Annotated in this window: 8 protein-coding genes and 1 pseudogene; all 9 read right to left on the bottom strand. The window is 29.5% G+C overall.

The window, feature by feature from the left end:
- Window positions 1–200 precede the first annotated feature (200 nt).
- Window positions 201–2,385, bottom strand: a pseudogene (gene feoB / locus M4I23_RS18835) (ferrous iron transport protein B).
- Entirely contained in the window at window positions 2,375–3,406 is a 1,032-nt protein-coding gene (locus M4I23_RS18830; protein WP_158848214.1) for a metal-dependent transcriptional regulator, read from the bottom strand. Before M4I23_RS18830 ends, feoB begins: the two are co-directional and overlap by 11 nt.
- On the bottom strand, window positions 3,403–4,056 hold the full coding sequence (locus M4I23_RS18825; protein ID WP_158848216.1) for a metal-dependent transcriptional regulator: 654 nt from the start codon (window positions 4,054–4,056) through the stop codon (window positions 3,403–3,405). Before M4I23_RS18825 ends, M4I23_RS18830 begins: the two co-directional genes overlap by 4 nt.
- Before the next feature lie 165 nt (window positions 4,057–4,221).
- Window positions 4,222–5,679 carry an AMP-binding protein gene (locus tag M4I23_RS18820; RefSeq protein ID WP_249755414.1) on the bottom strand — a complete coding sequence of 486 codons (1,458 nt, stop codon included), beginning with the start codon at window positions 5,677–5,679 and terminating at the stop codon, window positions 4,222–4,224.
- 11 nt (window positions 5,680–5,690) lie between these two features.
- On the bottom strand, window positions 5,691–6,674 hold the full coding sequence (gene nadE, locus M4I23_RS18815; protein ID WP_249755413.1) for an NAD(+) synthase: 984 nt from the start codon (window positions 6,672–6,674) through the stop codon (window positions 5,691–5,693).
- Between the two features lie 21 nt (window positions 6,675–6,695).
- Window positions 6,696–8,675 (bottom strand): asparagine synthase (glutamine-hydrolyzing), encoded by a 1,980-nt coding sequence (asnB, locus tag M4I23_RS18810; RefSeq protein ID WP_249755412.1) that lies wholly within the window; start codon window positions 8,673–8,675, stop codon window positions 6,696–6,698.
- 100 nt (window positions 8,676–8,775) lie between these two features.
- Window positions 8,776–9,834 (bottom strand): peptidoglycan bridge formation glycyltransferase FemA/FemB family protein, encoded by a 1,059-nt coding sequence (locus M4I23_RS18805; RefSeq protein WP_249755411.1) that lies wholly within the window; start codon window positions 9,832–9,834, stop codon window positions 8,776–8,778.
- 121 nt (window positions 9,835–9,955) lie between these two features.
- Window positions 9,956–10,624, bottom strand: coding sequence for a hypothetical protein (locus tag M4I23_RS18800; RefSeq protein ID WP_158848239.1), 669 nt, complete (start codon window positions 10,622–10,624; stop codon window positions 9,956–9,958).
- Between the two features lie 114 nt (window positions 10,625–10,738).
- Entirely contained in the window at window positions 10,739–10,987 is a 249-nt protein-coding gene (locus tag M4I23_RS18795; RefSeq protein ID WP_249755410.1) for an acyl carrier protein, read from the bottom strand.
- Window positions 10,988–12,559 lie beyond the last annotated feature (1,572 nt).

Below are 12,559 nucleotides of genomic sequence, written 5' to 3'. Positions count from 1 at the left end.
TTAATTTTTTAAAGTGCTGTTTTTTAGTGGTTTATTTGTTTGTATGCTGAATAAGCTCATAACTTACTCAGGTGGATTTTGATTTGTTTTCAGTATAAAAACTGTTTAGAATTATATAATTTTTATTTAGGACTCGTCTATTTAATCAAATCTGAATCTATGCTACTAAAATATTTTCTTTATTTTAGATCACTTATTTGTTAAATGAAAATTCTCCATATTTGAGCAACTAAAAAAGTAACAATAAAACCTGCAATAACAGGAAGTATAGATGCTACAACTGTCCATTTCATACTATTGGTCTCTTTGTATATTGTGTATATTGTAGTACTACAAGGGTTATGTAATAAGCTAAATAGCATCACATTTATGGCAGTAAGTAACGTCCATCCACCAGCTTTTAAAATATCTGCTGTGGCTGTAACGGAATCTAATTCGAACATAACGCCATCACCAACTCCTCCAGAAATACCAGTTACCATTACGGTAAGCATTAATATTGTAGGGATTACTATTTCGTTAGCAGGAATGGCAACAATATAAGCTAATAAAATAACGCCATTTAAACCTAATAAAAAGCCAAAGCCATCTAAGGAGTTAATCGCCCAAGAAGCGATACTTAAATCTCCTATAAAAATATTAGAAATCAACCAAATAACTGCTCCTGCTGGTGCCGCAAAAACAATGGCTCTCCATAAAACTATCATTGTTCTATCTATTAATGATGTATAAATGGTTTTCCAAAAAACAGGTGGTCTGTAAGGAGGTAATTCTAAGTTAAAGGTTGAAACTTCTCCTTTTAAAACGGTTTTAGATAATGCCCAAGAAAAGAAAAACATAAACGCAATACCTAAAACAGCAATACCTATTACCGCAGATAAAGAAGCCAAACTTGAATAAGATGCTGGTACAACTGCTCCAATAAATATTGTGGCTAGTAATATTTGTGTAGGCCAACGACCATTACATAAAGAAAAATTATTAGTAATAATGGCAATTAAGCGTTCCCTAGGACTATCTATAATACGTGTAGCTACAACACCTGCAGCATTACAGCCAAAGCCCATACTCATGGTTAATGCTTGTTTACCGTGTGCTCCAGATTTTTTAAAAAGGTTATCCATATTAAAAGCAACTCTGGGTAAATAACCAAAATCTTCTAAAAGGGTAAACAAAGGGAAAAATATGGCCATTGGTGGTAACATTACTGCTATAACCCAAGCAACTGCTAAATATACTCCATCGAATAAAAACCCATTTAACCACCAAGGAAAACCTATATTAGTTCCAACAGTTTTTAAAAAGGGATGAATATTGTCTAGTAGTAATGTTGCCAACATAGAAGACGGATAGTTTGCTCCAATAATAGTGAGCCACAATACAGCTCCTAAAATAAAGAGCATAATTGGGAAGCCCCAAATTCTACTTGTAACAATTTTATCTATTTTAGCATCTAACCTAAATTTAGTTTTTTTGTTGTCTTTTGTTACAGCACCTTCAACAATCTTAGAAGCATCGGCATAAATACTTTCGGCTAAATTATCGTGAAAATCATCACCAATTTCCCAGCGTAATTCTTCTGATAATGCGATTATGTCATCTATATTTTTAGTATTCATTGGTTGCTATTTTACCTGTTTTTAATGCTTCTATTATTTGAGTGTCTCCTTCTAATAATCTAAAAGCAATCCATCTACTATTTGAAATATTAGGATATTCTTTTTCTATAGTTTCACTCAATTCTTTAACAGAATTTTCAATATTTTTAGGAATATTTTTTATTCTTCGTGGTTTGCATTTTATTTTACCATTTGCCAATTCACTAATAGTTTGAATGAGTTCTGGAATTCCTCTTTGAAACCTTGCACTTGTTGGTACAACCGGAATTCCAAGATCTTTTGATAAAACTCTCGTGTCTATTTGAATGTTATTTCTTTCAGCTTCATCTATTAAATTTAGACACAAAACGGCATTGTTTGTAATTTCTAAAATTTGTAAAACTAAATTTAAATTACGTTCTAATCGGCTAGCATCTACAACAATTACAGTAACAGTAGGTTTTCCGAAAAGGATAAAATCTCTAGCAACTTCTTCATCTTCCGAAGTTGATAATAAAGAATAGGTTCCTGGTAAATCTACAAGCTTATATTTTTGATCATTATACTCAAAACCACCTTCGGCTCTTGTTACCGTTTTGCCTGGCCAATTTCCTGTATGTTGGCGTAAACCAGTAAGTGAGTTAAAAACCGTACTTTTTCCTGTGTTAGGATTGCCGGCCAATGCTACAACAAAATCAAAATCACCAGTTTTTACGCCTAATTTTTTAAGTCCATCTGCATTAAAATGAGCGCAGGTTTCGCAAGCGCTTTTTGTTTTATTTTCCATGACTAATTTTGTTTATTAAAATTTTTGATGCTTGGTCTTCCCTTAATGCAATGGCTGTTCCTTTTATTAAAAATGCTTTTGGATCACCTAATGGATTTAGCAAATCTATCCCTACAGAAGCACCTCTTACAAACCCTAAATCTAATAATCGTCTTCTACTTTCTCCTCTACATTCTTTAGATAGTCCAATAATTTTAGCTGTTTCATCTATTTTTAAACTGGATAAACGCGCAATGTTTTCTTCTTGAATTTCAGTTTTTTCTAATACAGATACTGTAATATTTCCTGCTACTATTGGAGCTAAAACAAATTGTTCACCTTCTGAATGAAATACCAAACGTGTATTATTGTTTTCTATAACTCTAATAATGGAGTATAGATGTATGTTTTCGGCCAATATTTGCTTGTAAATAATATCTGGTTCATCTTCAATATGAATAATTTTACCTATGTCATTTTCTTTAAGAGAGGATAGGAGCACACCTCTTTTACTAACCATTTTTCCTTTTCTAGTTGGTATGGGATCTCCGTGTGGGTCAAATTTTGGATAACCTAAAAGATTAGCAAGGTTATTAACGTCCGATTCGCTTAATTCATGTTCTTTTTTTTCTGCTCTGTCGTGCCATTCTTCTTTATGAAAACCGGTTTTTTCGGATAAATATTTTTCCCATAACCGGTGTGCTCTAATAATTTGCAAGGCATATTCATTTCCATTTGGAGTTAATTTATAGCTGTCTTTTTCTAATATAATTAACTCATTATCCATCATTTTATTAAGACTTTCAATAATAGACGAATTTGAGAAATTTAAAGTATTAGTTAAATCTGTAGTGGTTATTGAGTTATTGGACGTTTGATTGTGATAAAGGAATTTTAATATATCCTCTATAATGGTTTTATCCTTTTTGTGGTAGGTGCTTTTCAGTAAAAAGTAAATTCCTTTTTTAGGTCGGAAAATTAAAAAAATCAATAAACTAATTCCAAAAAAGAAGTATAGAGCGGTGATTGGGTTGTAATTCATATTTTTAGGTATAAATTTTTTATTACATTTTCAGAAATATTAAATTGTTTTTTATCTATTTCTATTTTGAATGAATTATCGAATTCTTCTTTATCAACGACTTTAATTTTAGCACCAATTGTAAGGTTGTTTTTTGTTAAATATTTTAAAAATGTATCGGAATCATCTTTTACTTCAACAAAAATACCTTCGTCTTCAATTTTGAGCTTATCAAGGCAAATAGTATCAAGAATTGTAAACTTACCATTAGCATCGGGAATGGGATCTCCGTGAGGATCAACTTTAGGGAAATTTAAAAAAGCATCTAATTGGTTGGTTAGTTTATCTGAATGGATATGCTCCAATTGTTCCGCAATATCATGTACTTCATCCCAACTAAAGTTTAGTTTTTCTACAAGAAAAGTTTCCCATAGTCTATGTTTTCTTATAATAGAAAGTGCTGCTTTTTCACCTTTAGTGTTAAGCTTAACTCCTTTATATTTTTGATATATTAACAGGCTTTTTTTTGCTAATTTCTTTAGCATATCTGTAACAGAAGATGCTTTTGTTTCCATTCTTTCGGCGAGAAGATTGGTGTTTATATCTGTTTTATGTTTCTGCTCTAAAGCATAAATTTCTTTGATGTAATTCTCTTCAGATTTTGTTAACATTAAATAATGGTTTATGCAAATATAAATAATCTTTTAGTCTTGACTAAATTTTAAAACATAAAAAAAAGCTAATTTTTTCTGGCTAGTTTTTTAGAATAATTTGATAACGGAAGTTTTTATAATATTAATTTTAAGCATCTTGTTTGCAGGTATTTATCCAGTTGGTTATTTGAGTTTTTTGCCAGTTGAACTCATTTCTATAGAGGTTTTAAAAATAACTTTTTGAGGGATTTTATAAAGTGATAAATTTTTAGAGCATTCCTGGAGTATTTTTTCTTTTATTTTATCTTCATCCATTTTACTGCGAAGTACAATTGTTGCTTGTATTGCTTCTCCCAAAAGATCATCATCAAACCCTGTAATTGTACAATCCACTACATCTTCAATAGATAATATTACGGCTTCAATTTCTTTAGGGCTTACTCTTTTACCACCAACTTTTATAATCTCTTTTTTTCTTGCAACTAAGTATATAAATCCCTCTTCGTCAATTTTGGCAATATCACCTGTATATAACCATCCATTTTTAATGGTATTTCTTGTTTCAATCTCATCTTTATAATACCCTAACATAATGTTTTCGCCACGTGCTAAGAGCTCTCCTTCCTCATTTATTTTTGCCTCTTTTCCTTTATCATTAATAACCTTTAATTCTACATCTGGAATAGCTTTACCTATTGAGCTAGTTTTGGTTTTCACTAAGTTTGGAGGTAAATACGATAATCGTGCTGTAGCCTCCGTTTGTCCATACATAACATAAAATTTTTTAGTTGGAAATGCTTCTATAAATTCTTTAATAAAAACGGTATGTAATTTTCCACCCGCTTGTGTAACGTATTTTAAGTGCGGAAATTCTGTTGTTTTAAAGCTTTGCGATTTTTTTAGCAATATCTGAAAATGACTCGGTACTCCTGCAAACCCAGTACACTTATAATTCTTTAAATCATTAATTACGGTTCCTAAAAACATGAAGCTATTATTTAAAACTATGGAACCGCCTACTTTTAAATGTGTATGTAAAAGTGATAAGCCATAACAGTAATAAAAAGGTATTACCACAGCCATAATATCGTTTGACGATAGCTCTAAATAATCAATAATTGACGTTGTATTTGTTATTATATTTTGATGACTTAACATAACTCCTTTTGGTTCTCCAGTAGAACCAGAAGTAAAAATGATCTCGGCAACTCGATTTTTATTAAAGTCTGAATTAAATTCAACTAACTGTTGATTATCTATAATTTCCAAAGATTCATTTTCATCAATTAGATGATTTTCAATAGTAAATTTCAACTTACGTTTTAATCCTTTTGCAATAAAAACAGTTGTACTTTCAGTTGTGTTTAATATATAATCCAAATTACTTTGCTCGATTACAAAATTAAGTGGAATACAAATATTGCCAGATTTTATAATCCCCAAATAAGCTGTTAAAAAAAACATCGAATTTGGACTAATTAATAGTACATTTTTATTTTCTCCAATAATTTTTTTTAGATAAGACGCTATTTTTAAACTATCATTATATAACTTTTTAAATGACATTATTTCTTTTGAACCTAATAAAAAATCCTTTTCAAGATCTTTGGTTGAATCAAATAAGTAGTCAAAAATATTCATGATTTTAAGTTCTAAAATATGGGTCTCATTCGTAAATACTCGGTTGTTCTTCTTTTTCTTTTAAAGTTTTTATAGATATTCTCAATATCTTGAGTTGATCGATCCATAACCTTTGCAACTTCATTAGCTGGATAGTTGTTTTCCCAACCATACCATATTAAATCCATTTGCTCGAATGGCATTTGATAAAAGAAATCTTCCTGTGTTTGCTCCGCAGTATACGTATCTGTTGTAGGTGTTCTATCAATAATTTCTTGTGGAACTCCCAAATATTTTGCTATTTGATAAACTTGCGTTTTATATAAGTGCCCAATTGGCATAACATCTGCTGCGCCATCACCGTGCTTAACAAAAAAACCTTGTTCTACCTCATGTTTATTTGGTGTACCTATTACTGCATAGTGCAATCTTTCGGCATGATAATACAGCATACTCATTCTACTGCGTTGTTTAAAATTTGTAGACGCCACAATTTGAAGATATTCTTTTACTGGTAATATCTTACTTACCTTTTCTCCATTGGGTTTAATAACGGTTATAGAAAAAATTGGAGGTAAATTTGAAGCTACATCTTGCTTAATTTCAATTTTAGCTTTATCAATGTCTGGATTGAAATCGAGAATTACGCTTGCAATAGCTTCATCCCTTCTTTGGTAACAACCAAAACCATCTAAAACCTTCGTTATATCTTCCACCAATGTATTGGTAACACCGAATTTAGCAGCTAATTTTTCGGCTAATACTTGGCTGTCTTTGCTCGAATCTTGTTCCGGAAGCATGATTGCAGTTACTTTTTTGGAACCAAAAGCTTTCGCTGATAATGCCATACAAACAGAAGAATCAATTCCTCCACTAATACCTATTATAGCACCTTTACGTTGTAGTTTTTTAGCAACGTCTGTCCTTAGTTTTTCTATTATTTCGTTACAAACAATGTCAATATTTTCAATGTGTAAAATATCTTTTGAAAACGGTTTAGTTGTAATTGACCTCATAGCTAATTTGTTTTTAGTTGATTATTCTAATACTGTTTTATTAAATACCAATAATTCTCTTTCTTGTATTTTAGGTATGGAATGATTAATAAATAAATCATATAAAACTTGTGTTGATAATATGGCTGTAATGGCCATATTGTCAATTTCAGATACTTGTTTATTTAATTTCATTTTACGTATTAATCGATTTACAAATTTTGGGTTAAAAATTCCAAAACGTATAATTTTTTTATCAGATAACATATCCTTTAAATATATTGGCATTTCTTCAGAAAAGAAAGCACTTTGTATAGGTGCTCTATAGGCTTGTTTGGGTCTGTTTAATATAGATCCAGGCAATTTACCTTTCATTATTTTCTTCAATAGGTATTTTTCATTTAATCCATGTAATTTTAGATCAGGATTTAGTTTCATGGAAAACTCGATGACTCTATGGTCTAAAAAAGGATAACGTGCTTCAATAGAATTTGCCATGGCCATTCTATCTCCTTGTGAGGATAGTAAATATTTAGGTAAAAATAATTCGAACTCAATACATTGTGCTTTTGTAAGATAATCGTGGCCTTTAAACCTATCATGTAATTGCTTTTTTATTTCAGAAATTGGGTTGTAATTTTTAATTATTTCTTTGTAATCTTTAGATAAATAATTATTAATTCTGGAAGTGTTATTCCATCTCAATACATGCGAATAAATAGGCGATTCTGTTTCATTTAATTTATACCCAAAAAACATTTTTAATACATTGCTATTCGCTGTCTTAATTTGCGGAATATATGGATACAATTTTTTTAGTAATAAAGGACGATACTTTGATTCTGGGTCCTTGGCCCAAAAGTGTTTGATTTTGGTTTCTTTGAAAATATTATATCCTCCAAAAAGCTCATCGGCACCTTCTCCAGTAATAACTGCTTTTATGTTATGGTCTCGAACATTTTTAGCTAAAATACTCATTGGTGTAGGTGCTGTACGTAACAATGGTGCTTCTGAGTGCCAAATAACATTTTTAAAATTTTCAGCAATATCTTTAGGGCTACAATTAACATTTGCGTGTTGAGTCTTAAAATAATCTTTAGCTATATTTTGATAGGATGATTCATCAAAATCCTTTTCGGTAAAACCAATTGAAAAGGTTCGAAGGCTGCTACCTGGTGTTATTTTTTTTATAAATGATGTTGTTATGCTTGAATCTAATCCACCGCTTAAATAAGCTGCTACTGGTACATCTGATCTTAATCTTAATTTTACAGCATCAGTAAATATTGTTTCAAATTCTATTGCTGCTTCTTTTAAATTATTGAATTCATATTCATTGGGTTTAGTAATGGGTAATTGCCAATAACTTTTTATGGTTTTAGAATGTGCGTTAATGGTCATATAATTTCCTGGTGGTAATTCAAAAACACCTTCAAAAGCAGTATTTGATGATAGCGATGTCCAAAAAGTAAAATACTCTGATAAAGCTTTCGCTGAAATTTTCGGGTTGAAGTCTGGAAATTCTAAAAAAGATTTTATTTCCGAAGCAAAAACAAAAGAATCTCCAACTGTGGTGTAAAATAAAGGTCTGATACCAACTCGATCTCTAGCCAAAAATAATTCTTGTTTATTTTTATCCCAGATAGCTATAGCAAATTGACCATTTAATTTGTTAAGAAATTTAGGGCCGTATTCTTCATATAAATGAATAATGACTTCTGTATCACTATGCGTTTTAAACTTGTGGTTTTTTGATAATAACTCTTCTCTAAGCTCAATATAATTGAATATCTCACCATTGAAGACAATCCATAACGATTCATCTTTGTTAGACAATGGCATAGTGCCAGTACTTAAATCGATAATACTTAATCGTACACTTCCAAGACCAACAGTGTCAGATAAATAAATTCCACTTTCGTCTGGTCCTCTATGCTTAATTCTGGTTAGCATATGCCTTAAAGTGTTTACTTTATTATCTGTGCTTGAATTAAATTGGAAAAAGCCTGTAATGCCGCACATACGTCAATAATATTTTGTCTGTTAAAAACCTGAAAGTTCTTTTTAAAAATTAAGATTTACAATTTTGACTTTTTATTAAATATAATCTTAACTATTTGTTTTAATATTTAATATTACATCGATAACATGGGAAATATTCTAAGCAGGTTTTATGCGAAAAAACACAATCTATTTTCTGCTTATGTTTATCTCTAACTAAGTTTTCATAAACCTGTTCATTCACAATATATCTCCAAATTTTGAAATCTTTCATTTCCTTAGAAAACCCTGATTTAAAATGAAATAAGGTGTCTGTTTTTCCTCCTACACCACCACCTAAATTAAAGAATGTGAATTCTTCTTTTGTTGCCCTAATCCGCATTTTATCAATCAATAATTTTATTGGGTTTAAGGATAAATACTCATTTTTTACTCCAGATAAATGATATTGAACAATGTTATTCTTTTTAACAAACATGGCTCCACCAATAATTTCCTTAGAGTCGTTATCAATAGCTAATAATATATCGGTATCGAAGCTATTTGATTTAATAAAATCAAAAAAATAGGCTTTCGTAAAAAAGTATGAATCAATTGCTTTAACACGCCTCATATTTTCATAGTACATGTCAATAAACGTCTCAATGTCTTGGTTTTTTTTAGCTAAACGTGTACTATATTGCTTTCTAGATTTATTAATATAGGTTTTTAATCTCCTATTGTAATCGACTTTTTGACTTTCAATATCTTTTGTGAGATCAATATCTATGACTTGGCCAGGAGAATAAATTTGCCCTAAACCTTTGAGAATAGTTTCTTGGTGTTTTATATAAGGGTTTAGTCTGGAAAAAACCGATACAATATTATTTTCATATAAAAACCGATACAATTTTTTTATGAAAATAGTATTGTTAAAATCCTCTGTTAAATTAATGGAAATAGGGCCAGGGTAGCCATAAACTGAAGTAGCGTCTTTAAATTGTGTTCCTTCAATTTTTCTTATTAGTAGTGGTAACACAATTACTAAATCATCCTCGTTGTATTTTATTAAAATAGGAGTTTCATCTTCTTTTTTAGAAATTAAATGATAATCATAAGTATGATAAAAATCGGATTCTACAAATAACTTAATTGTTGAGTCCCATTCCAATTTGTTTTTTATGATTTCTAATTCACTCATAAATATTAAAATATATTTTTATAATTTAAAACTTCTCTTGTTTATTAGCCATCGATGCAATTATTAGTTTAAAAAAAATTGAGATATGTAATTATTTGTAAATTGAATTATTTTGTTAGTATTAAATTTTTCGTAAAACTGATTTGTTGAAAAATGTCATTAACTCATCTGAAACCTTGCTAAAAATTACCTTTTTTTTGAATAAAAACCATTTTTCCGTTCGTATTATATAAGGCGTATACCCAGCATAAACTATTGATCGTAATGCTATGATGTTATCTTTAAGCACAAAAGTTATTATATGTTTAATTCCTTGTTCCTTTCCTTTTTCCGAAATTAAATTCGTGGCTGTGGGCATAACCCCAAAACCTCTGTATTTAGATACAGTGTAAGCACTTTCTAATAAAGCTTCACCCTTTTTTAGGACAGGATAGGAATTGCCCCAAAAGCCATGAATCTTAGAGTTTTCAGATGAATCCATAAGCCATTGTCGAAAGCAGGGGTTGCCATCTTTATTAAGTGCAACATAACAAGTGTTAATGTTTTTTTCAATTAATCCATGGTTGTTGTTATCTAATCGAAAATATTCGCTATCATTTGGTTGATAAGGTCTAATAGATATATTAATGAGTGATCTAGGAGGCGTCCATTCTAGAGATAAGTCTCGCTTTAGTCCAAAAGCTATATTTTCCGATTTAATTCGTTTTTTAATTCCATTCCACGCAAATAAATAGTCACCATTCTTCAATAAATTCTTAACGAAAATTATTTTTTTTAAAACTTCTACCATAATAATTCTATTCTAGTATTAGATAAAAACAGAGTGATAAATTTGATTTTGGTAATTAAATTAAATGAGGTAAAGGTGAAATTTTCTCATATTTAAAAGAATAAAAGCTAGAAATCACATTTTATTTTTTATAAAAATAACTATACTATTAATGGATTGAAAATTATCAATCACAAGTTCCTCATCATTAGTTGTAATATTAAATTCTTCCTTTAAGAATTCTATTAAAAAAAGTAAACCCATGGAATCAAGAACTCCTTCTTCGAAAATAAGAGTTTCATCCGTTATTTTTTTTACATCATCAAAAGTAGATTCGATAATATAGTCTCGGATTTTATTTTTTATATCAATTTCTATTTCCACGATCTTATTTTTTTAATCCCACTATTGCAGCTTAGTACAAGTTATAAAATGATTGTAAACTCATCAATGTTATTGATTCTGTTTTAAAAGCTCTTTTTAGGACAGTCTTGTATCACATTTAGTATCTGATTTCGAATGTTTAAAGGTTAAATATTTTTGTTAAAATAAACATGATAATAATCATTTTAGATTAATTTAAATCGTTCTGTTTTTTCATAGATAATTTGTGATATAAGTAGTTAATTATCTATTTATTAGATAAATATTAAAACAGAATTAGTAGGTTTTATTTATGTTACTTTGAAAGTTTTTCGTTGATTGAATAATGGTTGATTTATCATAGAAATATCTTTAGATAATATAAAAACCTTCTGTAGTTCCTTTTTTGTTTAAACAATAGTTGTGATATTGTTATATGCTCATAAAAAAACTGGTTCAAATTTAATGTATAAACGTGTTTAAAAACATTTCCAACAGTATTAGATTATAGATGCTTTCTCAGGAAAAGAAGCCCACGAATTCAAGTCGGTTTTTATGGATGTTTTTAAATTTCTATTAAATGAAATTATAGCTTGTTTTATTTGTCAATTGTTTTTTATTGTGAATATACTTGATAATCAGCATGTTTATTTAGGATTGAACAATTTTGAAGTTGGATTCTGCATAATAATAGATTTGCATCTTTTGTTTTCTTAGAGATATAATAGGTTTGGTTAGAGGTATAAACTATTATGGTTTGTTTTTGCAGTATCTAGAATTAGAGAAGTTCCATCGAGTTTTTCGGATTTTGAAGATGTAGTATTAATTAAAATTATCAGAATAGAGTAGGTGTTAAAAAAACCTTCTTACATATAAGGAGATTAATAATTATTTATTCATTCTATATGATAAGGAGTAATAATGGGAAAAAGTTGAGTGTTTTGTTCGGTAAAGCAAAAAATGATGAAGAATTCATTTGTTAACCGTACAGTTTATGGAATCATTCTACCAAATTCGTGTTGATTATAAAAAGATGTATCTATTATAAAGAGTATAAAACAACCTAAATGCACCAAACACTGTATCAGCAAGGCAAGAATTAATTAAAAACGAAGTAACTAGAGAAGTAAATTGTTTAATAAATATTTCGGCAACCCATGCATTATCTGCAGTAAATAAGGAATAACAATAAAAATCACGTGAGCCTCAAAAGAAAGCTTAACTCCTAAGTTGTTAAAAAACAAGGTTCTAAGATTTAAATTAAAAATAATCCAAAAAACCTTCCTAAAAAGGTTGTCAGAATCAAAAAGGCATGTATATTTGCACCCCGCTAAAAAAGGTAAAATTTTTAAAGCGGTAACGTTCATACAGAGGTTGCTTAGTTTAGATTTTGAAGGGATTAAATTTCTTTTAAAAAAAGGATTAAAAAACATTGTGAGTTTCAGAAAAGGTTGTAAGTTTGCAGCCGCTAAAAACGGCAGCGAATTTAGCGAGACGTTCATAAGAAGGTTATTGGGTTTTAGTTAAGAAAGGGTTTCAAATTTTTTCAAAATAAAAATCAAATAATTGTTGTGGGAGTTAAAAAAGGGTTTT

The sequence above is a fragment of the Algibacter sp. L4_22 genome, from assembly GCF_023473045.1.
Lineage (GTDB): Bacteria > Bacteroidota > Bacteroidia > Flavobacteriales > Flavobacteriaceae > Algibacter.
This window is presented reverse-complemented; position numbering and strand designations above follow the sequence as displayed.